This is a genomic window from Synechocystis sp. LKSZ1, assembly GCF_040436315.1.
In the GTDB taxonomy this organism is placed as follows: Bacteria; Cyanobacteriota; Cyanobacteriia; order Cyanobacteriales; family Microcystaceae; genus Synechocystis.
In genome coordinates, this window is the sequence record NZ_AP031572.1 from 3058603 (window position 1) to 3084761 (window position 26159).

Annotated in this window: 23 protein-coding genes; 11 read left to right on the forward strand and 12 right to left on the reverse strand. The window is 51.9% G+C overall.

Going from position 1 to position 26159, the window contains the following annotated elements; all coding sequences use genetic code 11:
* The first annotated feature begins 5 nt into the window (after window positions 1-5).
* The 8 genes from ABXS88_RS13875 to ABXS88_RS13910 all read left to right on the forward strand — a co-directional run bounded on the left by ABXS88_RS13875 (window position 6) and on the right by ABXS88_RS13910 (window position 11903).
* Window positions 6-1295, forward strand: a complete 1290-nt coding sequence (locus tag ABXS88_RS13875; protein ID WP_353674827.1) for a proton extrusion protein PcxA — start codon at window positions 6-8, stop codon at window positions 1293-1295.
* Window positions 1296-1340: 45 nt separating this feature from the next.
* On the forward strand, window positions 1341-2555 hold the full coding sequence (locus tag ABXS88_RS13880) for an AGE family epimerase/isomerase (RefSeq protein ID WP_353672638.1): 1215 nt from the start codon (window positions 1341-1343) through the stop codon (window positions 2553-2555).
* A 599-nt stretch (window positions 2556-3154) separates the two neighbouring features.
* Window positions 3155-4618, forward strand: a complete 1464-nt coding sequence (locus tag ABXS88_RS13885; RefSeq protein WP_353672639.1) for a glycosyltransferase — start codon at window positions 3155-3157, stop codon at window positions 4616-4618.
* Window positions 4619-4654: 36 nt separating this feature from the next.
* Window positions 4655-7078 carry a sucrose synthase gene (locus ABXS88_RS13890; protein WP_353672640.1) on the forward strand — a complete coding sequence of 808 codons (2424 nt, stop codon included), beginning with the start codon at window positions 4655-4657 and terminating at the stop codon, window positions 7076-7078.
* Between the two features lie 12 nt (window positions 7079-7090).
* Window positions 7091-7834 (forward strand): sucrose-phosphate phosphatase, encoded by a 744-nt coding sequence (locus ABXS88_RS13895; protein WP_353672641.1) that lies wholly within the window; start codon window positions 7091-7093, stop codon window positions 7832-7834.
* 327 nt (window positions 7835-8161) lie between these two features.
* Window positions 8162-8599 carry a hypothetical protein gene (locus tag ABXS88_RS13900; RefSeq protein WP_353672642.1) on the forward strand — a complete coding sequence of 146 codons (438 nt, stop codon included), beginning with the start codon at window positions 8162-8164 and terminating at the stop codon, window positions 8597-8599.
* Window positions 8600-8806: 207 nt separating this feature from the next.
* Window positions 8807-10477: a bifunctional 3,4-dihydroxy-2-butanone-4-phosphate synthase/GTP cyclohydrolase II gene (ribBA, locus tag ABXS88_RS13905; protein WP_353672643.1), complete on the forward strand. Its 1671-nt coding sequence runs from the start codon at window positions 8807-8809 to the stop codon at window positions 10475-10477.
* Window positions 10470-11903, forward strand: coding sequence for an aminotransferase class I/II-fold pyridoxal phosphate-dependent enzyme (locus tag ABXS88_RS13910; protein ID WP_353672644.1), 1434 nt, complete (start codon window positions 10470-10472; stop codon window positions 11901-11903). The genes ribBA and ABXS88_RS13910 overlap by 8 nt, the downstream gene beginning before the upstream one ends.
* Before the next feature lie 40 nt (window positions 11904-11943).
* Here ABXS88_RS13910 and ABXS88_RS13915 read toward each other — a convergent pair whose 3' ends face one another.
* Window positions 11944-14964 (reverse strand): diguanylate cyclase, encoded by a 3021-nt coding sequence (locus ABXS88_RS13915; protein ID WP_353672645.1) that lies wholly within the window; start codon window positions 14962-14964, stop codon window positions 11944-11946.
* A 32-nt stretch (window positions 14965-14996) separates the two neighbouring features.
* Window positions 14997-15428, reverse strand: coding sequence for a cupin domain-containing protein (locus ABXS88_RS13920; RefSeq protein WP_353672646.1), 432 nt, complete (start codon window positions 15426-15428; stop codon window positions 14997-14999).
* Between the two features lie 194 nt (window positions 15429-15622).
* Between ABXS88_RS13920 and ABXS88_RS13925 the strand changes: the two genes are divergently transcribed.
* On the forward strand, window positions 15623-17032 hold the full coding sequence (locus ABXS88_RS13925) for an ammonium transporter (protein ID WP_353672647.1): 1410 nt from the start codon (window positions 15623-15625) through the stop codon (window positions 17030-17032).
* A gap of 266 nt (window positions 17033-17298) precedes the next feature.
* On the opposite strand, the gene ABXS88_RS13930 is transcribed toward ABXS88_RS13925, so the two are convergent.
* The 3 genes from ABXS88_RS13930 to psaM form a co-directional block, all read right to left on the reverse strand.
* Window positions 17299-18255 (reverse strand): LysR substrate-binding domain-containing protein, encoded by a 957-nt coding sequence (locus tag ABXS88_RS13930; protein WP_353672648.1) that lies wholly within the window; start codon window positions 18253-18255, stop codon window positions 17299-17301.
* A 172-nt stretch (window positions 18256-18427) separates the two neighbouring features.
* Window positions 18428-18802, reverse strand: a complete 375-nt coding sequence (locus ABXS88_RS13935) for a hypothetical protein (RefSeq protein ID WP_353672649.1) — start codon at window positions 18800-18802, stop codon at window positions 18428-18430.
* A gap of 101 nt (window positions 18803-18903) precedes the next feature.
* Window positions 18904-18999, reverse strand: a complete 96-nt coding sequence (psaM, locus tag ABXS88_RS13940) for a photosystem I reaction center subunit XII (protein WP_353672650.1) — start codon at window positions 18997-18999, stop codon at window positions 18904-18906.
* A gap of 107 nt (window positions 19000-19106) precedes the next feature.
* Between psaM and ABXS88_RS13945 the strand changes: the two genes are divergently transcribed.
* Window positions 19107-19616: a pentapeptide repeat-containing protein gene (locus ABXS88_RS13945; protein ID WP_353672651.1), complete on the forward strand. Its 510-nt coding sequence runs from the start codon at window positions 19107-19109 to the stop codon at window positions 19614-19616.
* A gap of 4 nt (window positions 19617-19620) precedes the next feature.
* Here ABXS88_RS13945 and ABXS88_RS13950 read toward each other — a convergent pair whose 3' ends face one another.
* From ABXS88_RS13950 to ABXS88_RS13980, 7 genes are all read right to left on the reverse strand, one after another.
* Window positions 19621-20118, reverse strand: coding sequence for an HNH endonuclease (locus ABXS88_RS13950; RefSeq protein ID WP_353672652.1), 498 nt, complete (start codon window positions 20116-20118; stop codon window positions 19621-19623).
* 88 nt (window positions 20119-20206) lie between these two features.
* Window positions 20207-20812 (reverse strand): NYN domain-containing protein, encoded by a 606-nt coding sequence (locus ABXS88_RS13955; RefSeq protein WP_353672653.1) that lies wholly within the window; start codon window positions 20810-20812, stop codon window positions 20207-20209.
* A 74-nt stretch (window positions 20813-20886) separates the two neighbouring features.
* On the reverse strand, window positions 20887-22494 hold the full coding sequence (gene metG / locus ABXS88_RS13960; RefSeq protein ID WP_353672654.1) for a methionine--tRNA ligase: 1608 nt from the start codon (window positions 22492-22494) through the stop codon (window positions 20887-20889).
* A 403-nt stretch (window positions 22495-22897) separates the two neighbouring features.
* Entirely contained in the window at window positions 22898-23077 is a 180-nt protein-coding gene (locus ABXS88_RS13965) for a hypothetical protein (protein WP_353672655.1), read from the reverse strand.
* Between the two features lie 32 nt (window positions 23078-23109).
* Window positions 23110-23649: a transcriptional repressor gene (locus ABXS88_RS13970; RefSeq protein WP_353672656.1), complete on the reverse strand. Its 540-nt coding sequence runs from the start codon at window positions 23647-23649 to the stop codon at window positions 23110-23112.
* A gap of 111 nt (window positions 23650-23760) precedes the next feature.
* Window positions 23761-24693: a D-alanyl-D-alanine carboxypeptidase/D-alanyl-D-alanine-endopeptidase gene (gene dacB / locus ABXS88_RS13975; RefSeq protein WP_353672657.1), complete on the reverse strand. Its 933-nt coding sequence runs from the start codon at window positions 24691-24693 to the stop codon at window positions 23761-23763.
* A 41-nt stretch (window positions 24694-24734) separates the two neighbouring features.
* On the reverse strand, window positions 24735-25655 hold the full coding sequence (locus ABXS88_RS13980) for a PhzF family phenazine biosynthesis isomerase (protein ID WP_353672658.1): 921 nt from the start codon (window positions 25653-25655) through the stop codon (window positions 24735-24737).
* Between the two features lie 100 nt (window positions 25656-25755).
* Between ABXS88_RS13980 and ABXS88_RS13985 the strand changes: the two genes are divergently transcribed.
* The gene (locus ABXS88_RS13985) at window positions 25756-26079 is read left to right on the forward strand and encodes a DUF3082 domain-containing protein (RefSeq protein WP_353672659.1); all 324 of its coding nucleotides are present in this window, start codon (window positions 25756-25758) and stop codon (window positions 26077-26079) included.
* Window positions 26080-26159 lie beyond the last annotated feature (80 nt).

Here is a 26159-nt window from a genome sequence, read left to right on the forward strand (position 1 = left end):
TCGTGTTGAAATTGAATACCTTTTGGAACCAGGCGACCCAGTGGTTAACAAACCCTTCAGAGCAGGCTCTGGAAAAAGCATTTCGCTCCGCCGTCAAGATCAAAGAAATTGAAGATGAGCATTTTCAGGGCCACAAAATCTCTCCTGGGAATAGTCAGTACGGCACCAGTGTGATCACCTACTTTACGGCGGAAGCCAATCGTCATCTCCAGCAGATCGAGCGGAACTTGCAGGGCCTGCGTAAAGGAGGAAGACTGAGTCTTTTTTCATCTGTCGCCAACGGTGGGCCGGCCCCGGAAACCGATGTTATTCTGCAAAAACTCCAGTTTATTGATACCGTTCTGGCGCGCTACGAGCGCTCCCCGATAGAACCGGTTCTTTCCCTGGAAACCGAAGCTGGCCCTCCTCTACGGACTCCTCGTCAGATACAAAAGGAGGATTTTCAGTACCGACGCCAGGAAGAAGCTAACCAAAAACTCGACAGTGCTTCCCGGAAAACCGGCGTCCTACCTCGCTCTTTCCTGCGGACTATTAACCGCCTCCGTCAGGAGATGAATCCCCAGTCTGGAGAAAGCGAGCGCAAGGTTTTAAATCAGTACCGGAAATCCCGCTATAAGACAGCACTATCTGTCAAATTTCTCTTGATGCTGGTGATTATTCCCCTGCTGGTACATCAGTTGACAAAAACGTTTTTTTTAACGCCTCTGGTGGAATCCTACTTTGAGCAACACGCTGAAATTGTGTTTATCAATCAAAATATGGAAGAAGAGGCTCTGGCAGAGCTTCAGCATTACGAAAACTCCCTTCGTTTTCAGGGCCTGTTAGGATTTCGCCAACCCCTCTCCCCCGAAGAAAGCAATGAGAAATTAAAGGAAAAAGCAGCGGAGATTGCCGAGAACTTTCGCCATGTAGGTAGTAATGCTATTGCTAACATATTTGCAGATTTATTCTCCTTTATCGCCTTTGTTATTGTTCTGTTGACCAGCCAGGAAGAAATTGAAGTTCTGAAGGAATTTATTGACGAAATTGTCTATGGTCTAAGTGATTCCGCCAAGGCCTTTTTAATTATTCTATTCACCGATATGTTTGTGGGCTTCCACTCTCCCCACGGTTGGGAAGTGATTCTCGAAAGTATTGCCCGTCATTTTGGCCTGCCCGAAAATCGAGACTTTAATTTTCTGTTTATTGCCACCTTTCCTGTGATCCTGGATACGGTCTTTAAGTACTGGATTTTCCGCTACCTCAACAGTATTTCCCCCTCCTCTGTGGCCACCTACCGCAATATGAACGAGTAAGGCCGGCCCTTAGCGGGATAATGGGGAGAGCTTTTTTCCTTGCTGATGATGCTGTCTCCCGACTCCACCACCTTTGCGGCCCTGGCCCAACAATACCAAACGGCTCTCTTAACGGATGTTTTGCCCTTCTGGCAGGGCCATTCCCTCGACCAAGACCAAGGGGGCTATTTTACCTGCCTCGACCGCCAGGGCCAGGTGTTTGATACGGACAAGTTTATTTGGTTACAGAATCGTCAAGTCTGGCTTTTTTCGGCTCTGTACAATCGTGTCGAAGCGCGGGCAGATTGGTTAGCTATAGCGCGCCACGGGGCCAACTTTTTAGCCCGCCATGGTCGAGATGACGAAGGCAACTGGTATTTTGCCCTCAATCGCCAGGGCCAGCCTCTGGTGCAACCCTACAATATTTTTTCCGACTGTTTTGCGGCCATGGCTTTTAGCCAGTATGCCTTGGCCAGTCAGGAGGAACAGGCTCAGGCCATCGCGCTTCAGGCCTACCAGAATGTTCTGCGTCGCCAGGCCAATCCCAAGGGCCCCTACAACAAGGCCTATCCCGGTACGCGGCCCCTCAAATCCCTAGCTGTCCCGATGATCCTGGCTAATCTAACCCTAGAAATGGCCTGGCTATTGCCCTCTAGTACGCTAGAAGAAGTCCTGCATAGCACCGTTCAGGAGGTGATGACTGATTTCCTCGACCCCCAACGGCAAATTCTGCGCGAAGCAGTGGCCCCCGATGGCAGTTTTGTGGATTGTTTTGACGGTCGTCTCCTCAATCCTGGCCATGGCATTGAGGCCATGTGGTTCATGATGGCCATTGGCCAACGTCAGCAGAACCCAGCCTTGATGGAACAGGCGGTGGACATTGTCTTGGCGACCCTCGAACGGGCCTGGGATACCGAATTTGGCGGTATTTTTTACTTTCTGGATAGCCGAGGTCATCCCCCCCAGCAACTGGAATGGGATCAAAAACTCTGGTGGGTTCACCTGGAAACCCTAGTGGCCCTGGCCCTGGGCTACCAACTCACGGGGCGGCCGGCCTGCTGGCAATGGTATCAGCGAGTGCATGACTATAGCTGGCAACATTTCCCCGATCCCGAATATGGGGAATGGTTTGGCTATCTCAATCGTCGGGGCGAGGTTTTGCTCAATCTCAAGGGGGGAAAATGGAAGGGCTGTTTCCATGTCCCCCGGGCCCTCTGGCTCTGTTGGCAGGCCTTTGATGAACTGGCCCAGGGGGATAATTCCCAAAAGCTTGTTCTGTAAGCCTTCCAAGCAGGGATTTTAAAAAAATGTATCTGGTAGCACTTGCATTTTTCAAAAAGCGGTTATAATAATACGCAGGTAAATACATCACGCGGCTTTTGCCTGGGCTCCTCCAGTCTGTCCCAATGATGATTTACTGCCAACGAGATCTCCTGCTAGACGGGGTCGCCCATTTTATGACAGTCCAAGACCACCCATTGGTGCTTGAGGCCGGGCCTACCCTTCTGTCAAAAGGTCTTCGTTTTTTGAGTCCACCTTACCAGTCCCCAGGACTGTCCTTACTTAACTCATCCTCGTTTGTTAACACCGCTTCTACCGCGCTAGAAGCCCTGCATCTCCCTTGGGCTGCATTCTAGACCCCCTTCTGCGGGGCCTTGTCCGATCGTTATAACCCTACGAATATCTGCGGCACTCCCCCAGGGATGCCCCCATGGGCTGAGCTCTCAGTCATCGGGGCCAGATTGTCCTTGGCAAAATAAGTCTTTTTTTACTATTTTTCTACTCAGTCCCCCATGCCGTGGTAAAGGCGAGGCTCCCTCCTCTACCCAGTTTTACCCTGTCGGGAGAACTGGCCATAATCCTATTTGAGGTGAAATGCCATGATTAGCCGTTCTATTGCATCCTTTTTGACCTCCCTAGAAGAAGTCAATACGATTACTCCCCGCGCCAGTCTACCGACCTATGCGCTCATTTCAGTTCATGGTGACCCCACCGCCGATATCGGCAAGGAAGGGGCTGGGGGCCAAAATATTTACGTTCGTCAACTCGGTCTGGGCCTCGCTCAACAAGGGGCCCGGGTTGATATTTTTACGCGACGGGAAAGCCCCGACCAAGCAGAAATTGTTGAACTGGCTCCGGGTTGTCGCACCATTCGTCTAACGGCAGGCCCGGCGCAGTTTATTCCCCGCACGGAACTGTTTGAATATTTACCGGATTTTGTAGCGGCCTGGTTGGATTTTCAACAACGCTCGGGACGACGGTACAATCTAGTCCATACCAACTATTGGCTCTCCGGGTGGGTCGGTCTGCAACTCAAGTTTCGCCTGGGCCTACCCTTGGTTCATACCTATCATTCCATTGGCGCCGTTAAGTACCAAAATCTATCCGACCCGCCGGCCATCGCGGCAGTCCGCCATGGGGTTGAATGGGCCTGTCTGGAACAAGCCGACCGGATTATTGCCACGAGTCCCCAGGAAGAGGCGGATATGCGTCGCCTTCTGTCTCGCCATGGCCGGGTACAAGTCATTCCCTGCGGCATTGATACGCAACACTTTAGCGCGGTGACGCGGTATGAGGCCCGTCAGCAATTGGGACTAGACCCCCAACGTTCCCTCCTCCTCTACGCGGGCCGTTTTGATGAGCGTAAAGGCATTGAAACCTTGGTGCGAGCCTGTGCCCAGTTGTCAGACCCTTACCAGCTTTATCTCGTCGGTGGGGCCCGACCGGGGGGCCAGGATAACCAAGAGCAGGAACGCATACGAGCCTTGGTGACGGAATTGGGTCTAGCCGATGTGACCACTTTTACCGGGCGGATTGACCAGGCCCAGCTCCCGCCCTACTACGCGGCGGCGGATATCTGCATTGTCCCCAGCTACTACGAACCCTTTGGCCTGGTGGCCATCGAAGCCATGGCCGCAGGAACGCCCGTCATTGCCAGTGCCGTGGGGGGCCTCAATTACACCGTTATTCCCCATAAAACAGGTTGCTTAGTACCCCCTCGGGATGTCTCCGCCCTGGCCCAGGCGATTACCCGTCTCTTACAAAATCCTGAACATCGTTTGGCCTACGGAACCGCCGCCCAGCAGTGGGTCAAGGCGAACTTTAGCTGCGATGGTGTGGCCCGCCAAGTTTTGCATTTGTATCAAACCCTTACCCTGAAGGAAAGCCTGAAGACAGCCCGAATTGGCCAAGGGCTTTCTGCGGAGTTGGCGGCCCAGCTCCAGGCCTTGATCGAGAGTAAGGGCATTAAACCAACCGGGAGTCAGGCCCTCGATCAATGGCTACAGACCTTGGGACGGAAGGCTCCCTCGACTGTAGTCCCAGCTCAGCGACTAGCCTCCTAGCCCTGGAATGCTTGCTTTGTTTATTTTTTTATTGCCATGTCTACTCTCCTGCAAACTATTCTAGATGGCCCCGAAAAAGGGGCCCTACGGGAGTTTCTCCAGCAACTCCGCCAGCAAGGCAAAACCTACTGGCTCCGCAACGATATTCTTCAGGTTTTTTACGACAGTTGCCGCTGTTTCCCAGAGCGGGAGGCCTTCATCCCCCATGCTTCCCTGGCTAAGCTTTTGGACACAACCCAGGAAATTATTCTGGAAGCGGAAAGTGCCTGTTTTGTCCTTCGTCCTAAAATTGCCAGTCAAACGGCCGTTCGTCTCACAACGAATCTGGATCTCGAGCCCATCACCATCCCTGAACTGTTGGACATTCGCGACCGCCTGGTTAACCATTACAATCCCCAGGAAGGCGATATTTTTGAAATTGATTTCCATCCCTTCTACGACTACTCTCCCCTGATTCGAGACAACAAGCAGATTGGCAAAGGGGTGCAGTTCCTCAACCGCTATCTCTCCAGCAAACTGTTCCAAGACCCGGCACAGTGGCTAGCCTCTTTGTACAAATTTCTCCGTCTGCATCACTACAACGGTACACAATTGCTGATCAACGAGCGCATCACGAACCAGTTCCAACTTTTGGAACAAGTCAAAGAAGCCCTTCTTTTCCTAGATGCCTATGGGGCCAAGGAACCCTACACCAATTTCCGCTTTGAACTCCAGGTCTTGGGCATTGAAGCGGGTTGGGGTAATACAGCGGGTCGAATTCGGGAAAGTTTGGAATTGCTGGAGGCCTTACTCGATGCCCCCGACCATCAGACCCTAGAGGCCTTGTTGTCTCGCATTCCCATGATGTTTCGCTTGGTATTGGTCTCTATCCACGGTTGGTTTGGCCAAGAAGGGGTGCTGGGCCGTCCTGATACCGGTGGCCAGGTGGTTTACGTCCTCGACCAGGCCCGGAGCCTAGAGCAACAGCTACAGGAAGACATTACCCTTGCCGGCCTGGATGTGCTCAAGATTCAACCCAAGGTGGTTATCCTGACCCGTCTGATTCCTGACCATGAGGGTACCCGCTGTAACCAGGCCCTGGAAAAGGTCTACGGCACTGATAATGTCACCATTTTGCGGGTGCCTTTTCGGGATTTTAATGCGGCGGTCACCCAGGGCTGGATTTCCCGTTTTAAAATTTGGCCCTACCTGGAAAGCTTTGCAATTGATGCGGAAAAGGCCCTGTTGGCCCATTTGCAGGGCCACCCCGACCTGATTGTGGGTAATTATTCCGATGGCAATTTGGTGGCCTTTTTACTGGCCCGCAAGTTCAAGGTTACCCAATGCAATATTGCCCATGCCTTGGAAAAGTCCAAGTATTTATTTAGCAATCTCTACTGGCAAGACCTCGAAAGTCAGTACCATTTTTCACTCCAGTTCACGGCGGATCTGATTGCCATGAACGCGGCCAATTTTATTGTTAGCAGTACCTACCAAGAAATTATCGGTATGCCCGATAGTGTTGGCCAGTACGAGTCCTACAAATGCTTTACCATGCCGGGCTTGTACCATGTGGTGGATGGCATTGAACTCTTTAGCCCCAAGTTTAATGTCGTGCCACCGGGGGTCAATGAGGCGGTTTTCTTTCCGTTTTCCCGCACCGCAGACCGTCTAGCGGGAGACCGCCGTCGTCTAGAGGAACTCCTCTTTAGCCTAGAAGACCCCTTGCAAGTACAGGGATACCTTGCCGATCCCCGGAAACGGCCCCTATTCTCTATGGCCCGTCTAGACCGGATTAAAAACCTGACGGGATTGGTGGAAATCTTTGCTCAAAGCCCGGCCCTGCAGGAGGTCTGCAACCTGATTGTGGTGGCGGGTAAATTGCGTCCGGAGGATTCCGATGACCCGGAGGAACGCAGTGAAATTGAAAAGATGTATCGCTTAATCGAGCAATATCACCTACAGGGCAAGGTGCGCTGGTTAGGGGTGCGACTCTCTAAGGCTGATACGGGCGAAGTCTATCGCGTCATCGCCGACCACCAGGGGGTCTTTGTGCAACCGGCCCTCTTCGAGGCCTTTGGCCTGACTATCCTCGAGGCCATGGTCTCTGGCCTACCCACCTTTGCCACCCGTTTTGGCGGGCCTTTAGAAATTATTCAAGACAAGGTCAACGGATTTTATATTAATCCCACCCAGGGGCCAGAAACCGCCGATAGCCTACTGGAATTCGTGCAAAAGTGTGAGCATTACCCCGACTATTGGCACCAGCTTTCCCAGGCCGCCATCGACCGCGTCTATAGTGCCTATACCTGGAAAATTCATACCACCAAATTACTCTCCCTATCGCGCATCTACGGCTTCTGGAATTATGTTTCTCGGGAAGAGCGGGAGGATATGTTGCGCTACGTCGAATCCCTTTTCTACTTGCTCTATAAACCCAGGGCCCAGGCCCTGCTGAACCAGCATACTCAAGGGCTTTAGGGGGTAATTACCATGGCTTTTTTACTGATTTCCGACCTTGACCACACTTGGGTCGGAGACCCCAGGGCCCAGCAACGGCTCCAAGCCTACCTCCAGGCTCGGCGCAGAGAGGTCTGTCTTGTTTATGCCACCGGACGCTCCTATGCTTCGGCCCGGCATCTCCAGGCGGAAGTCGGCCTACTAGAACCCGACTATTGGATTACCGCCGTGGGCAGTGAAATCTACGGGCCCCAAGGGCTAGACTCCATCTGGGCTAAGCATCTATCCATCGGGTGGCAACGGCAGGCCATCGTTGATCTGGCAACCCAGATGACGGGACTACGGCCCCAACCGTCCCAGGAACAAAATCCTTGGAAAATTAGCTTTTACCTAGACTCACCGGCTCTAGTCCCTGTGCTTCAAGACCTGCAACACCAATTGGAACAGGCCCGACTCCAAGCCCAGATTATTTTTAGCAGTGGGCGGGATGTGGATCTCTTACCCCGCAACGGCAATAAGGGCAATGCCAGTCAGTACTTGCGTAAACAGTTGGGATTTAGTCCCCAGCAGACGCTCGTTTGCGGAGATTCCGGCAATGACATTAGCCTCTTTACCGGGGAGGCCTACGGCGTCATTGTGAACAACGCCCAAGCGGAACTCTTGCATTGGTATCATCGCCACGGCCAGACCCACCATTACTATGCCCAGGCTTCCCATGCGGCGGGTATTTTAGAGGCCCTGGCCTATTTTCGTTTAGGGGGATCGGATCCGCAGTGAGGGCCAGGGTTTTCCCTCGTTACCGTTAAAATGAAGGAATATTAGTGATTTCGTATTCCTAGGCCTGTGACGATCTCGCAAGAAAGTGCTTTTGCGGCACCGTCTGCAAGTGGCCCCGCTAGTTTGGCGCTTTTAAACTCTGTATTTACCGCAATCTACTCGACAAAAATAATTGGTGTCAATTCAGAAAAAATATGGAAAAAGTTATTCATAGAACGACCACTAAACAGCAGACTAGTAACTTTCTCTACTGGCAAAGTCAGCCTCTCCTAAAACGCCTTGAGGCCCTAGAACAAATCCGCCGAGAATACCATCAATATAGATATAATGCTGAACCCAGACTTCAAAGAATTTATACAATTATTAAACGCTAATCAGGTTAAATATCTGATTATTGGTGGTTATGCCGTCGCTATTCATGGACATCCCCGCTACACCAAAGATCTAGATATTTGGTTAGAAATGTCACCAGAAAATGCCGATAAAATCATGATTGCCCTCGATCAATTTGGTTTTGGTAGCCTGGGTCTATCTATCCAAGACTTTCTGACCCCTGATCAAGTTATTCAACTAGGCTACCCTCCCAATCGTATTGATTTGATTACTACCGCTGACGGCATCGATTTCAAAATATGCTATCCTTCAAAAACTGAAATCATTGTTGACAATATTCCTGTTCACTTTATCGACTTAGATAACTTAAAAAAAAATAAAAAAGCATCAGGTCGATTGCAGGACTTAGCGGATCTGGACAATCTTGAATGAAGCAATAAAAGCGATAATCTATTGCATTGCGGTCTACTGGGTGTCTTTCAGTATGGACAATCTGTCCTCATTTCCCCAAAAGGGCAAAAGGGAGCCATGTTAAAAATCCCTCTCTGGCCAAAAGAACCGAATCCGCACTGAGGGCCAGGGTTTTCCCCCGTTACCGTTAAAATGAAGGAATATTAGTGATTTCGTATTCCTACGCCTGTGACTATCTCGCAAGAAAGTGCTTTGGTCTTTGACAGCATCGATGCGGCCTTGGCGGATATTAAGGCCGGCCGGCCCTTGGTCGTGGTCGATGATGAGAATCGAGAAAATGAAGGGGATGTCATCTGTGCGGCTCAGTTTGCCACCCCCGATATGATTAACTTCATGGCGGTGGAAGCTCGGGGCCTGATCTGTCTGGCCATGACCGGAGAACGGCTCGATGAATTAGACCTGCCCTTGATGGTGACCAAAAATACGGACACCAACCAAACCGCCTTTACCGTCAGTATTGATGCCTCTCCTCGGTTGGGCGTGACTACGGGGATTTCTGCTGACGACCGGGCAAAAACGATTCAAGTGGCCATTAATCCCGCCACCCACCCCGATGATCTGTCGCGGCCAGGTCATATTTTTCCGATCCGGGCCAAGGATGGTGGTGTGCTCAAGCGGGCCGGCCATACGGAAGCGGCAGTGGATCTGGCCCGTCTCGCGGGGCTTTATCCAGCGGGGGTAATCTGCGAAATTCAAAATTCCGATGGCTCCATGGCCCGTCTGCCCCAGTTGTTTGACTATGCCCGCAAACACCAGCTCAAGCTGATCAGCATTGCCGATTTAATTAGCTATCGCCTGCGCCACGACCGCTTTGTCCAACGAGAAACGGTGTGCAAGTTTCCCAGCCAGTTTGGCGATTTTCAACTCTACGCCTACCGTAACCTGCTCGACCAGACGGAACATATTGCCATTGTTAAGGGCGACCCGGCCCAGTTCCGCGACCAACCGGTGATGGTGAGGATGCACTCAGAATGTCTGACGGGGGATGCCCTGGGGTCGTTGCGCTGTGATTGCCGGATGCAACTCCAGGCCGCCTTAAAGATGGTAGAGAGTCATGGTTTGGGGGTCGTCGTCTATCTCCGTCAGGAGGGCCGGGGTATTGGTCTGGTCAATAAACTCAAGGCCTATTCCCTCCAGGATTTGGGTCTGGATACCGTTGAGGCCAACGAACGCCTAGGCTTTCCAGCGGATCTGCGGGACTACGGCATGGGGGCCCAGATGCTCAATGATTTAGGCGTGAAGCAAATTCGCTTGATTACCAATAATCCCCGTAAAATCGCGGGTCTTAAGGGTTATGGCCTAGAAGTGGTGGAACGGGTACCCCTGTTGATCGAAGCCAACGACTACAATTCCAGCTACTTGGCCACCAAAGCCGAAAAACTCGGCCATTTATTCTTGCAGACCTACCTGCTTACCCTGGCCCTGACCTGGGGGCCTGAACCCCTAGCGGCCCATCAGCGTTACGAGCAATTGGAAAAACTGCGGCATCTCCTGCGGCCCCAGGGCCTGTTGGTGCAAGAGGAAGTCCGGCCCGTGGCCATTGCTCTGTTTGGGAAACCGGCCCTGATTGTGCATATCGGCCTCGACCAACCCCAGGCCCCCCAGGCCTGGTACCAAGACCCCCAGCATCGCCACTATCAACCTATTTTTGCCTTTCTCGAAACCTTGACCACTTGGCCCAGCCTACACCAGTTAGAATTTCTACTGGCCCAGGGGGAAGATCCCATGACCGGCCTCCAGGTGACCCTGGAACGCTTCAATATCTGTGACCTACAGCAAACCCCTTGGCAAGGCCAAACCATTTACCATTACGCCCCCAACGCCAGTCCCGATGTCTGACCTGCCCATTGTCCAGGCCCTGCAACACCTGGGTAGTCAAGCCGATGCCGCCTTCTATGCGCCGGGCCATAAACGGGGCCAGGGGATTGCGCCCGTTCTGCAAAACTGGTGGGGGCCAGGGGTTTTCCAGGCCGATCTACCGGAACTACCGGACTTTGACAATCTTTTTGCGCCAGGGGCCGCGATTCAGCAGGCCCAGGAACTGGCGGCCCAACGCTGGGGAGCAGAGCATACTTGGTTTCTGGTCAATGGTTCGACGGCGGGGGTACTGGCCATGGTTCTGGCTACCTGCGGCGAAGGGGACGTCTTGCTGTTGCCCCGTAATTGCCACCGCTCTGCCATTACCGCTCTGGTGCTGTTCGGGGCCTATCCCGTTTTTCTGGAACCGGCCTACGACCCCGCTTGGGATTTGGCCCTGGGCTTTAGCCCCGCAACCCTCCGCCAGGCCCTCCAGGCCCATCCCCAGGCCAAAGCCGTGTTAGCCCTGTATCCCACCTACCACGGTGTTGGAGCCGACCTGAAGTCGATTGCGGATCTCTGTCACCAGCAGGGCCTGCCGTTGTTGGTGGATGAGGCCCACGGGGCCCATTTTGGCTTCCATCCAGCCCTGCCCCCCTCGGCCCTTTCCCTGGGGGCCGACCTTACGGTGCAATCCACCCATAAAACCCTCGGGGCCCTGAGTCAGGCCGCTATGCTTCACGGCCAAGGGCCCAGAATTTCTCCAGAGCGGATTCAGTCGGCCCTGGCCCTGGTTCAATCCACCAGTCCTAGCGCTCTCCTGTTGGCCTCCCTGGATGCGGCCCGTCAACAAGTCCAAGAGGCCAATTTTTTCCAACGGCCCCTCGATCTGGCCCAACAAGCTCGACAGGCCCTGGCCGACCTTCCGGGTTTACGACTATTGACCGAGGAGAGCCGACAGGCCGGCTTTGCCTATCTTGACCCAACCCGGCTAACGGTGGATGTCTCAGGCCTGGGGTTAACGGGGTTTGCGGTCGATGACATTCTCCGCCAACGTTATCAGGTAACGGCAGAACTGCCGACTCTACGACAATTGAGCTTTATCATTACCCATGGCAACACGGCGCAGGATATTCAGCAACTGATGATGGCCTTTCAAGGATTGGCCCAAACGGGAAAACCAATCCCCAATACTGCCTTAACAGTTCCATTGCCGCCCTCTACCCGCTTGGGACTGACTCCCCGCCAGGCCTATTTTGCCGCCACGGAAATTGTCCCCCTGACCCAAGCGATGGGCCGTCTCAGCGCAAGTTTACTTTGTCCCTATCCGCCAGGTATTCCAGTGTTAATTCCGGGAGAAGTGATTACCGATCAGGCCCTGGCCTATCTCCAGAATCTGGTGGATTTAGGCGCTGATATCCTCGGGGCCGACGATGAATCACTCCAGTCCTTACGGGTTATCCGTTGAGAACCAATTCTCCTAGGGAACTTGCAAGGCTACTCTTCCTCTAAACTGGCAAACAACCGGCAGGGGTAAACATCATCGACTGGTTACGGCCCGATGCCTTGGCACAGTAGAGGGACTGATCCGCTTGTTCGATCAGTTTTGCCGGTGAAGAATCACTGCTAGGAATAAGACTGGTGATACCAATACTGATGCTGATGGTGGCTTGAATCTCGGAATTGCCATGGGGTAACGATAATTCCGCTACGGCTTGATGCACCTTCTTGGCCACAGCGATGGCCCCAGACAGATCAGTTTGAGGCAGGATAATGACAAACTCTTCGCCACCGTAGCGAGCAAAGAGATCCGAGGGCCGCTGAATAACCTGTTGCACCGCTTGGGCTAGTTGATAAAGACATTGGTCTCCCTGGGGATGGCCGTAGTGGTCATTGTATTGTTTGAAAAAGTCCACATCGAAGAGGAGTAAGGAAAGCGGTTGTTGTTCTCGAAATAACCGTCGCCATTCCCGCTCTAGCCAGATGTCGAAACAACGACGATTGGCAATCTGGGTCAGACTATCTAGATTCACCAATTTTTCTAGTTCTTCGTTGGCCCGCTGCAATTTGAGTTGCGTATTTTTGAGCTTCAGTTCACTGAGCTTGCGTTCGGTAATGTCTTTGATGTAACCGTGCCAAATAATGCTGCCATCCGGCTCCCGGCGTGGCGTGGCATAACCGACGACCCAAATCACTTGCTCCTTAAAACGAACGCGATACTCGCACTGCCAAGGACTTAGGTGTTCCATCGACTCTAAAATTGAATCGAGTACCCGGTTGAGGTCGTCTGGATGGAGAACGTTAATCACAGAACTTGCATCCTCTTTGGCCTCTTCGGGGCTAACGCCGTAGATATCCCGGATCCCCTCGCTGGCGTAGGGAAAATGGGACGTGCCATCGGGCCGGACACGATACTGATAAATAACACCAGGAATATGGCGGGCAATCTGCCGTAGACGATTTTCCAGATCTAACTGTTCAGTAATGTCCTCCGAGATTCCCAGTATATATTGACTATTACCCTGGCTATCTAAGAGGGGAATTTTGCGCGTATGTAAAATCCGCAGGCCTTGGTGTTTTGTCTGAACCATTTCCTCCGGGATGTCGAGGACTTCTCCCCGCGTTAAGACTTCACGATCTTTAGCGATAAAAAATTTGGCTTCCTCGGGAGGAAAAAAGTCCGCATCACTCTTGCCTAAAAGATCTTCACGCCGATAACCCAGTAAATGTTCACCCGCTTTATTGAGATAGACAAACTGTAAGCTATCTGCCGCTTTCACGAAGACCATATTGGGTAAATTATCCACAATAGAATCGAGAAATTGCTGAATTTGCCGGGCTTCCGCTTCGGCCTGTTTGCGCTGGGTAATATCCTGAGAAGAACCGAGGATCAGCCAAGGCTGGCCCTCTTCAGTCCGCGCAAAAACCGTATCTCGAGAAAGGAGCCAATGGATCTGGCCCTGTTTATTCTGGATGCGATATTCAATTTCAATAAACTCACCATCCGCTAGGGCCAAGCACTGTTGAACGCCTTCATAGATCCGGGGTAGGTCGTCGGGGTGACAGATGGTTGCAAAAAGCTCGGCCCCCAGGGCCTGAATTTCTTCAGCGGAATAGCCTAGGGTTTCAATCACTGCCTGGTTCGCATAAATATTTTTTTTGGCGATGAGGTCATAGATATAAAGTAGGCTGGGGGTTGCTTCGGCCATTTTTTGAAAACGCCGTTCCGATTCCTGACGTTGGGCCGCCATCAACTGCTGAAGCTGGTCGGCCATTTGCTGGAAATGCTCCGTTAGGCGGTCGAGTTCGCTAATGCCTGTGGCTGGGGTTAACAGGATGGGCCATTGGCCTTGGGCCAATTGATGGCTGGCCTGACTGAGGTGACGAATTGGCCGAGCAATCCAGTGGGCAGTGGCTAATCCAAGGGGGATTACTGCCAACAAAATGCCACTGGCTAGGGATAGGGTCTTGCGCCAATTGTTGTGAATATCTTGGAGGAGGTGCTCTTCAGGAACCGAGCTAACCACCAACCAGTCCAGGCCGTAGCGGTCTTGGTAGGGTTTGACCCAGACGTAGTAGGGGGGCAAGCCAGGCAGATCTAATCGCTGCAAGGTGTTTTGGGAAGAGGTTTTTGACTGTTTAAATCCTTCCGTTTGCTGACTTAAAACCGTACTAAGCTGACGAATTAAGGGATCTCGACTTTGTTGGGCCAATAGGCGTTGGGCCCGGCCCCCTTTAATCGGTGCGGGGGATTCCTGGCTAGAACTGGCGACCAATAACCCCGAGCGTTCCACAATAAAAATGCTGGCCCTGTGGGGTTGGGCCAACTGCCGCAGAAATCGACTGATTTGCGATAGTTCCAAATCAATACCCAAAACGCCCTGCAACTGACCCTGGACATCATACACGGGCGCACTGGCAGAAATACTGATGTGGTCAGGGAGGTCTCCCCAGGTGTAGATCTCACTCCAGACCGGCTTACCAGCCTTGACGGCATCCAGGTACCAGGGCCGATTCAGGGTTTGCGTAGGGTATTCGGTTCCCAATAGCTGTTGGCGTTGGCCCTGGGCGTTAACGGCATAGAAGCGGAGACGTTCCGGTTGGCTCGGCAAAATTTCGGCAATTTCCCAGGGTTTCTGGGTGCCACGACCGGCACCGATAAACTCCCCCTGAACACCACCAAAATTCACATAATCGAATTGAAAGGTTTGGGCTTGGTGGAGGAAATAACGACCAAGCTGTTCCCGATTCTCCAGATTTAACACCCCGGACTGAACCGCCTTGACATTGAGTTGATTAACGGTTTGGGCATTCCCTAGGTAATGGTTTAATTCTTGAGCAATATCGCGCTCGACTTCGGTTATCCATTCGTCGGCCAAATGCTGGATCGCCGTCTGCTCATCCCGGTAGGCCAAATAACCCACAAGCCCGGCTGTTCCCAATACCTGCGCTACAAACAAAGTCCCCAGTACCCAACGCAGGGGAAACTTAAGAGGCGGTAGAGTGCTTAACCGAATTGACCAGGGCATGAATTAGGGATTACAGCGATATAATCATTTAATCATTTGACTGCTTGTTCGATGGTTAGGGGTTGGCCAACGGCTCCAGCGTAAAAAACAATCAGCTTGACGGGGACAGTCCCCAAATTGCGACCATTGTGGGCAACGTTGACCACTTCCGCTAGTGCATCGCCTGCTTTAAGGATTTTGACTTGTCCATCCCGGAGGGTCACAGTGAGTTCTCCTGCCAACATTAGGCCAAAGGAGGGCACGGGATGGAGGTGCCAACCGGTTTCGGCACCGGGAGCGATCTCGACAATCAGACCCGTAATTTCTGCTTGCCCAGGGGGATAGACAATCGGTTGGCCATCCCAGCTGGTTTCCGTTTTGAGTACCGGCGTCACTTTAACGCTGGAGGTCGGCTCTATGGCCAAGACCGCCGACTGACAGAGAACAACCGTAATAAAAGAGAGCAGAGCGTTCCAGTAGTTCATTGCCAATCATCCAGGCGCGTAACACACTGTGAGTTTTTTCCATCCTACCAAGGCCAGAGAAGAGGATTGAAAAGATTAAGGCTTATTACAAGCCCCTTTCCCTCGGCACTTTCGTAGTCTAGAAAACAAAAAGAAGTGGGGGAAATTGTTGCAATAGTAGTTTCAACAATTTGTATTGGAGAGCCCTTAAGTCCATGGTCAAAGTTTGCCAATCCTGGGCCGTTACCTTATCAGCAATCGTCATCCTCTGGTTCTGGGCCATTGCCCCCGCAGGAGCAGAAACCCCGCTGGCCGAACAAGTTGCCCAGGCCCAGGCCGCGGCGGATACCGGCTTTTTGAGTTCCTGCTCTGCCTTGGTGTTGCTCATGACCGTTGGTCTGGCCTTTTTCTACGGAGGATTCGTCGCCAAGCGAAATGTCCTCAATACCCTCATGATGAGTTTCATTGCCCTAGGGATTGTCTCTATTGCCTGGATTCTTTGGGGCTATAGCCTGGCCTTTGCCCCCGGTTTACCCATCATCGGAGGCATTCAATGGTTTTTTCTGAATGGTGTCGGGCTAGAAACCACCGGTTATCTTCAAGGGAGTGCTCCCGAAGAGATGCTGTCCTATGCCCCCACGGTTCCCCACCAGGGGTATATGATTTACATGGCCATGTTTGCCATCATCACCCCCGCCCTGATTTCCGGGGCCATCGTAGAACGAGCTAGCTTTAAGTCCTATTGTGTATTTCTTATTCTGTGGCTGACCTTGATCTATTGTCCCCTGGCCCACATGATTTGGGGTAAGGGGGGTCTGCTGGGCCTGGCGGGAATTCTCAAGGCCATGGATTTTGCCGGGGGAACGGTTGTCCATACAGCCTCGGGCGTCTCGGCCCTGGTAGCAGCCTTGGTGATTGGCCCTCGGAAAACCTACCCCAATCATATTGCACCACCCCACAATGTTCCTTTCATTCTCTTGGGCGCCGGATTACTTTGGTACGGTTGGTTTGGCTTTAATGCGGGCAGTGCCTTGGCCGCTGGCCCTCTCTCAGTGACTGCCTTTATTACGACGAATACCAGTGCCGCTGCGGCGATGCTGACCTGGTTAGTACTAGAGCAACTCCTGCGAGGTAAACCTACGAGCGTCGGGGCTGCCACGGGGATTGTAGTAGGTTTAGTCGGGATTACCCCCGGGGCGGGCTTTGTGAGTCCGATGTCGGCCATCGCCATTGGCGTGATTACGGCCATTGCTTGCTTTTTTGCGATTACTTTTAAAATTCAATTGGGGATTGATGATAGCTTAGACACCTTTCCCGTCCATGGGGTAGGAGGTATCGTCGGTACTGTTTTGACGGGGGTTTTTGCCAGCCTAGCGATCAACAGTAGCGGTGCGGAAGGGTTAATTGCCGGTAATCCCTTCCAATTGTTGATTCAAATTGTGGCGGTGGCCGTCACCGTTCTCTGGTCGGCCCTGGGAACATTTATTATCCTTAAAGTCATCCAGGCCACTCTCGGTTTACGACTCCAGGCCGGAGCCGAACTCCAGGGCCTAGATATCAACGAGCACGGGGAAGAAGCCTATGGCCACGAATTTCTTTCCCGAGAATCGGTCTTGAAAAAATAGCGATAGTCAGAATCGTAGAAACTTTTAGAAAGACGAGGCCCCTAGTCGCTCTCTCACCGGAAGCAAGTCATTATACCAAATCTCTGAAATTTAACTACACAAATGACCCCACTGTCCCCTTAGCAAGGGGAGGTGCCGGAGGCGGAGGGGTAAAAATCTGTAGCTTCAACTTGAAGAATTGGTATTAAGGGGCCTTTAAACTGAGCATACACTTGCCAAGGGAAATTACTCCGTTTAAAGCTAAATTGTCGATGGGAAGCCTTCCCTTAACCTAGTAGGGGTGAGGCCACTGGCACATTTTCAGTAGACCAGGGCCGAACGGAGGAGAGGGGAATTTTTTGCGTCTCAACAAGTAGATAATCCAGAAATGTCTGGGCAATCACCGACAGTTGCTTACCGGCTAAGTGGGCCACGTACCAACGCCGTTTGATGGGGAAATGTTCCACGTCTAAAATTGTCAGGTCGCTATGGGCTCCCTCGGAAACTAAGGTATGTTCTGAGAGAACAGAGATGCCCATACCACCAGCAATGGCCTGTTTAATGGCCTCATTGCTGCCCAGTTCTAGGCGGACATGAACTTTCACCTCGTGTTCCGCAAATAGGGCCTGGACGGCTTGGCGAGTGCCAGACCCCTGCTCTCGCATGATAAAAGCTTCATTGTTGAGGCGACTGATGGGAATCTGGGCTAGGCCCGCGAGGGGATGTTCCCGTCGGGCTACCACCACCAAGGGGTTATCGAGGAAGGGCTGATAACTTAGCTCTAGCTCACTGGGAGGCTGGCTAACAATGTACAGGTCGTCCTCATTGTCCTGCATCCGCCGCTGAATTTGTTGATGGTTCGTTACTTTTAAAGAGACATCAATGCCGGGATACTGCTGACAAAAGGCCCCCAAAATCCGTGGCACAAAGTACTTAGCTGTGGTGATAACCGCTAGGCGCAGGCAACCTTGCTTCGTTCCTTTGAGGTCGGCAACTTTCATTTCAAAGTTGTCGAGACGCTGAAAGATTTCCTGACAGGTCGCCAGCAATTCCTTCCCCGCTTCCGTTAGATAGAGACGTTTGCCAATTTGTTCAAAGAGGGGCAGGCCGATGGCCTTAGAAAGTTGTTTAATTTGACTAGAGACGGTCGGCTGAGTAATGAAGAGTTCTTCAGCGGCGCGGGTGAAGCTACCATGGCGAGCGGTGGCCTCAAAAACCTTGAGTTGGTGTAGTGTTGCTTGCATTGTCGTTTGTTATACCATTTTCTTGAGTCCACAAAGGCTTGCAAAACCCTGATTGTTGTCCGCAGAACCTTAAACGTTTGGCTCCCCTAAAATCATAGATCAAGGTCAATGTTTTGGCAAACGATAAATTACAAGAGTCTATAGAAGCTGGTTCGGGAGGCTCGCTACCATCCTAGGGACTAGGAGGCGTTAGAAAAACTTGACGTTGGTTGGGATCGAGTCGAGGAGCAACTTCTTGCATAATGCGGCGACTTTGACGCGGATCAAAACTACGCTGAAATTCCTGACGTTGTTCTTGCACACGGGTTTCGGTTTCTTGCACCTGGAGTTGGATTTCCTGGAGTTTGGCCTGCTGGAGTTGCTGAAAGGGAATTAAACGCAGGAGGGTTACCAGGGCCCCAAGCCCTAACATCGTGTTTAAGCTCAGCTTGAAAATAATCTCCCAGACAATCCATTGATGCTCCGGTTGGAGTTGTTGGCGGAGGGGAGGACGTTGACGACGACGGGAGCGGGGGGCTGTTTTGGTATCCAAGAATTGAGCAGTCATGGCGGGGAGTCAAACAGGAAAGGGGTAAAAAAGAGACTTCAATAGGGCGTTAGGGGACGCCCTACCCATTAAACTAGGCCAATCTTACCTTTAGGGGACTGTTATTTATAGAGTTCCGTTGACAGACGAAACGCTAAAAATGCCGGTAGTAGGGCAATAACGAGGGCCACTAAAACCTGAGTGTCAGATAAGGACATGGGGAATTAACTCCTTGAAATTATAGGGTTTTAATTAACATTACTTTGCAATATCCCTGACCTTTTGGGAAACTACTTGTAACAAGTCTTTAAAGTTGCCCCAAGCCATGGCCGTTTTCTCCCGTTCTTCACTCCTCAAAGGTTTCCGCATCCTCTGCCTTGCTATTATTTGGGTGCTTTTGGCTGCGACGCCCGTCCTGGCCCAGGACAGTGCGGTGAATTATACCTATGCCGATCTGGCCCGTCAAGACTTTTCCCATCGTTCCCTGGTCAAAGGGGTATTTGCGGCCGCCGATCTGCGTTACGCCAACTTTGAACAGTCCGATCTGTCCTACACCATTCTAACGGAGGCCACTCTCCTCCACACCAATCTCCGGGGCGCTAACCTCACTGCTTCCCTGATGGATCGGGTGACCCTCGATTTTGCGGATCTGCGGGAGGCCATTTTAGTCGAGGCCATTGCCACCCGGACTCGGTTCTACGACGCAGACATTACCGGTGCAGATTTTACCGATGCGGTGCTAGACCCCTACCAAATCAAACTGATGTGCGAACGGGCCAGCGGGGTGAATCCGGTCACCGGGGTCGTCACCCGCGATAGTCTGGGCTGTCCCTAGGGCCTTACATCCCGATCACATACTTGCGCCACTCTTGGTTATTATTGTTGCGGGTATGTTTGCCAATTTCAAAAATAAGACTGCTGTAGGGGCGACGGGGGGAATAATTGAGGGGCATATTGGCTTCTTTAGGGGTGCGATTCCCCTTTTTGATGTTACAGCGGACACAGGCCGTCACCAAGTTCTCCCAGGTATCACCGCCGCCCCGAGAGCGGGGGAGCACATGGTCAAGGGTGAGTTGTTCCCCTTTATAGTTGCAGTATTGGCAGGTATGGCGGTCTCGCTCCAGTAAATTGCGACGGGTGAGGGGAATTTCTTTATAGGGCACTTTGACGTACTGGCGCAGGCGGATAACGGTGGGAATGGGAAAATCGGTATAGACATAATGGCCATTGTGTTCTAGTTGCTCCGCCTTACCCTTGAGCAACAAAACAACCGCCCTTCGCCAACTGGTGATGTTGAGCGGTTCGTAGGACGCATTTAGCACTAGAACCTTGCCCATAGATGCCACGAGGAGGATAAAAAATTTACCCTCGATGGTAGCACAGGTTTTTGGCTTGGGCCGGAATGCCTCTCTCGGTTTAGGGTACCTAACGCGGTTTGTCAGAATCGATAATAGTCAGGCTGGGAAAGCTGCGGTAGGGTACATTTCCCTTGCTTTGTTTTTGGATATCGTCCTTAATTTGGTCGAGGTCAACGTAGCGGTCGGCCACGTTAATTAGACTATCACTGGTCATGGAGCGCAGACTGACCACTTCAATCCGGGCTCCACGATAGCTAACAGCATCGGCCGCGTAGGCCAGATCTCCATCCCCGCTCACGATCACGGCAGTATCAAAGGAACCCACCAGGGACATTAAATCAACAGCAATTTCCACGTCCAAATTGGCCTTTTTGGAACCATCGGGTAATTGGACTAAGTCCTTGGCAATCACTCGGTAGCCGTTGCGACGCATCCAGAGCAAAAAGCCCTGTTGTTTCTCATTGGTGCGGTCAACGCCGGTATAAAAGAAGGCCCGCAGGAGACGAGAGCCCCCTGTGAGGCGATGAAGGAGTTTGGTGTAATCAATTTCGATCCCCAGTTGCAGGGCCGCATAAAATAGGTTGGAGCCATCGATAAAAATTGCCACCCGGCCACGGTTTTCCAAGAGTTGATCGGGGGTAAATAACGGGTCGTGGTCAAAATCCTCAAACATAATAGTTGTCCTAAAGTGAGTTGTTAAAAGAAAGTGTTAAAAACTTTTGCAGCGGCTCTGAGGGGACATTGCACCTAGGGAGAGACGTCTGCGTCGGCAGGAAGTTCTAAACGGCTAAAAATTGGTTGAGGAGGAGCGAAGTGGGAGTTTAAAGGAAATTGGCCCCATTGGCTGTGCTGAGGAAAGGGGGCCTGCTGGGCCACACTCGGCCAATCATTGAAGTCTAAAGTAAATCCCAGTTGCTGATAAATCTTAGTGCTGAGATTGGGAATAATCGGGGCCAGCAGGTAGGCCGCTAGACGGAGAGATTCCAGAACACTGTAGAGCACTTCTTCCACAGCGGCCTGTTGTCCCATTTTAAATAAACTCCAGGGGGCCCGGTCGTCAATATATTTATTTCCTGCCCGCACCAAGGCAAAAACATCCTCGCAGACTTGATGGAACGCCAGGTGATGGTAAGCGGTCAGAACCTTTTCGGATAGAGCAAGGCCCAAGATCCGTAGGGGATTATCGGGGGCCTGCTCCGCGGTCGTTGCTTGGGGGGCCTGGCCCTGACAATATTTTTTGACCATGCCCAGTGTCCGGTTGAGCAGGTTCCCTAGGTCGTTGGCCAGGTCAGCGTTCAGGATATGCACAAAGCGAACTTCGTTAAAATCCCCGTCCCGGCCAAACTCAATTTCCTTGACAAAATAGTAACGCACGGCATCGGAACCATAGCGTTGCACCAGGGCCAGCGGGTCAAGGGTATTACCCAAGCTCTTGCTCATTTTATGGCCATCCTTCGTGAGAAACCCATGGCCAAAGACGGCTCCGGGTAGAGGAAGACCCGCAGATAGCAGCATGGCCGGCCAATACACCGCATGAAAACGAAGAATATCCTTGCCAATGAGATGGAGGTTAATCGGCCACCATTGGGCCAGGGCCCGGTCGAGGCTCGGTTCCTCCCCTGGTTCCAGTAAGGCCGTGACGTAGCCCAGCAAGGCATCAAACCAGACGTAGATCGTCTGCTCAACATCACAGGGCAAGGGAAAGCCCCAGGACACATTGACCCGCGAAATGGAAAAATCTTGTAGGCCCTGTTGGACAAACTTTAGGACTTCATTGCGGCGGCTTTCAGGCTGAATAAAATCCGGTCGCTCTGCATAAAGTTGCTCTAGGGCCGATTGGTAACGGGAAAGCCGAAAGAAGTAATTTTCCTCATCCCGCCATTCTGTCTTTAGGGTTGGATGCAAGGGACAATGCCCATCCGCCAACAGTTCGCGTTCCTCCTTAAATTCTTCACAGGCCACACAATACCAGCCCTGCTGTCGGGCAGGATAGATATCCCCCTGGGCCCAGACCCGAGCAAAGAAATCCTTAACAATGGCACCGTGGCGGGGATCGGTCGTTCGGCTGAAGCGGTCATACTGGATGTTTAAAGCCTGCCAGAGGGCTTCAAAATGCTGCACAATTTGGTCACAGTGGGTCTGGGGATCAAGGCCCTTACCCTCGGCGGTACGCTGAATTTTTTGGCCGTGCTCATCCGTGCCAGTAATCAGCAAAACGTCTTGGCCCTGGAGACGATGAAAACGGGCAATAGTATCGGCTACAAGAGTGGTGTAGGCACTACCAAGATGCGGTACATCATTGACGTAGTAGAGGGGCGTTGTGACGGTAAACCTGTGGGGGGATAAATCAACCATATTTTAAGAAAAAAAGTTTAAACAGCTTTGCCTGTAACAGACAAAACTGCTGCATTTTTTAAAACGATAGGCTATTAACTATATTGGGCTAGTCTTTATATAGCTTTTTTAGGGATGCGTCCCCATAAAAAAATCCTTAAGTTATTAGCAGAAATTTTGATCTAATAAACGGTAAACGGGGAAGGATGGGCAGGGACTTTTTCCATCATAGCCCATGGAGATTGGGATTGAAAAGCATCGCTGAGATAGGCTAAGTCTTGATAGGCCCGCTATTGGCGTATCCCGTTTGCCTCGAAACCATCCCCAACAGCTATCAGCAAAGATATTGGGTTAAGGAAACTTTACTCTCCGTGCAATCCCCTAGAAAAAAGTAAAAATTATCAGAATCATAAGTAGTTTTCATCTATTTTCTCAAGGCTTCCGGTTCAGGAAAGGGTAAAACCGGGAGACGCTGGCCCCGAAAAACTTCTTCACTGGCCTGGCCCCACTCCAGAGCTACCTGCTGGAGGGATTGACCGGTCTTGAGGGCCAACAGGAGGGGCAAAACTCCGGCACTAATACCTAGGGCAGTTAAGGGAAACATTGGCAGCGAACCTCCTGGACAGAGAACGGATATTAGACGGGATCGTGACTTAGGCTTTCTGAGGTTAGTGTATGGGCCGCCACAAAGATAGAACGGTTACAGCACCAGTTACTGGGCAAGGCGGAGGGCCAGCCCATCCGTAGGGCCTCAGGACAAATCATCGTGACGGTCAATTGGCAGTCGATTAGTTGAAAGCCTTCTTTTTCACATTGTTTAAGACTCTGCTTCAAAATAGAGTCATTTTTGAATTCTATAGTTCTGTTGCACTGGACGCAGACAATGTGATGGTGGTGATGGGGATAGGGTTGGTGTAGCTCATAGTGTTTATGACCTTCTGCTAATTCTAGTTCGCGCAGGATGCCCATACGAGACATCAGCTTGACGCTGCGATAGATTGTAGAAAGGCTAATACCTTCACCCCGCTGTTCCAAGACAGTATGCAGCTCTTCCGCACTTAAATGATTGCCCCTAGGTAAATTTTGAAAAACATGGAGAATTTTTTCCCGTTGCGGCGTCAAGCGCCAACCTCTGGCATTCAACTCTGCTTTGAGGGAGTTGGCTGTGTAGGACATGGTAGGTGCGTTGCGGGGTCAAGGATTTCCCTATGATAGTCGCTTCCTCGAGTAACTTGCAACAACCCATTCTAATTGCAAATTATTGGCAAATTACTGGGGAGTCTGAGCCTAAGGACTTGTGGAACAAGGCCCCAGGGTATTGAGTTGAACCGCCACTTGATCAATAGCCCGCACGAGCGCTGTCCCAGAACGGCTCCAGTCATTGGCTAAGATACTAAAAACAAGCGTGCCATGGGTGGGATTATTGATATAGCCAGACAGGGCCCGGACTCCCTTCAAGGTGCCTGTCTTAGCATGAACATTTCCCTCGGCTGGAGTCGCCTTCATCCGCCGGCTCAGGGTTCCATTCTGGCCGGCAACGGGGAGGGAAGCCACAAATAGATCCTTACTAGGCGCATAGTACATGGCCTGGAGAGTATCCACCAGGGCACGGGGAGTAGCTGCATTGGAGCGGGACAGGCCTGAGCCATCGGCCAAACGAAAGCTTTGAGGATTAACCCCTAGTTGGGTAATGGCGGATTTAACGGCTCCAGGGCCGCCTAAGTGTCGCATCACCCGTTCAGCGTAGCCGTTATCACTGTGTTTATTAATCACCATAATCCATTCCCGCAGAGGTTTAGAGCCAATGGTGACCTGGGGATCAAGGCGTTGGAGGGCGGCGGCGGTGGTAAAAATTTTATTATTGGAGGCGGGAATAAAATATCGATTTTCGTTGAGGCCGTAAAGGACTTTGCGGCCTTGGAGTGTTTCAACCAAAATCCCCCAGTTTTTCATCGCTTTGGCCCCGACAATCTGCTCAATAACGGGTTGCAGGATCGCTGGACAACTGCCTTGGGAAAGGGGGCGATCAAAGTTACCGAAATTATTATTGGGGGGGAGACTATTTGTGGGAGGTTCAATCTCGAGGGGAATCGATTCTCGGCCCTGGAAATAATCGACCGGTGCCGTGGCGTAATCGTTAGCTTGGCTTGGTTTTGCGTTAATGGATAAGGCAAGACTTGCCATACCAAGGGACAGCAACCAGGGGAAAATTTTCAGCATCGGTCTTTTGCTTTCACAACCTCACTTTAATGTTTGGCATTTTAGCAGGCTGAGGGAATTTCAAACCAGCCATGGCTGACCACTACTGAGCGACCAGAGACTTTGACCGATTGTAGACCTTGGGATGTTTGTTCCATTACTAAATCCAAGGTACTGGGTCGGCCCATTTCAACACCTTGGATAACTCGCCAGGAGAACACGCCGGATTGGGGGAAATGCTGACTAAGATAGCCGGCAAAAGCCGCTACCGCTGATCCAGTAGCCGGATCTTCTTCAATCCCCAAACTAGGGGCAAACATGCGGGCCTGGAAATGGGCCGATGGATTGTCTGGAACCTTATCGGTGAAAAGATAGAGACAGTTGACCGCCTGGGATCGGAGCTGGGTTTCCCAGGAATGCTGTTGTAGTTGAGCTTGGGTCAGGGCCGGGTAATCCACTAGAGGTACAAAGAGGAAAGGTAAACCGCAGGAGTAGCACCGGGGGCGCTCCTGGCCCTGTCGAATTTGCTCGGGGGAGAGAGAAAGAATCGGGGCTAGGATTTCAACAGAGGGCGGATCCGGCAGGGCTTGGGGGAGTTGGGCCACGGTTAATTCTGTTTTGTAGAGTTGCCCTTGCTCGGTGTAAAGAGTCACCGCTACTGGGCCAACCCCTTCCTCTAGAACAATAATCGTGGGCTCAGAATTAAGGGACACCTTGCCTAGATGGCCCAGCAGAAAAGCCGTACCAATGGTGGGATGGCCTGCAAAGGGGAGCTCCGTCGCAGGGGTAAAAATGCGGAGTCGATAGTCGCCCTGGGGTGTTGTGGGGGGAAAGACAAAAACTGTTTCGGAGTAGTTAATTTCCGCTGCCACTTTCTGCATCTGGGCCGGAGAGAGTCCCTCGGCTTCGGGAAAAACCGCTAGGGGGTTGCCCCCAAAAATTTGATCGGTAAAAACATCGAGGGTGTAAAAGGGGTAACGCATCAATTTTAGTCTAAACCAAGAACTGGCCTCACCGGACTCTCTACCTGGGGGAAGAAAGACGGCCATGGTATAGTTTTGGGTATTTCCTGAGGGCAATGCAATGACTGATTTACCTCCCTCCGATAATAGCGGAGTCAAGGCCCCGGTGACTCCCCTACGTTGTCTACTTGGGGCAAGCATTTCTGGGGCCTTGGCCTGGGGCCTCTACGGCCTAACCGCCGCCATTGCCGTTAGTTTTGCCACCAAGCCCATCCTTTCCGATAATCTCTTCGTCCAACGAATCGGAGCTGCTGTTCGTACTTTGGTTCTGGGGGTTGCTTCCCTGGGCACTTTTATTTTTGGCTTTGTGGCGGTGGGGTTAATCCTGCTGGCGACCCAATTACTCTGGCAACAATTATTTCCCAAGGCCCCTCCTGAAGCCTAGGTCAAAACCGACTGACTAGCCCCCAACAAGTCTTAACTGCCCCAGGCCCTTAACAATTGTTTCTCCTGATTATTCGCTGC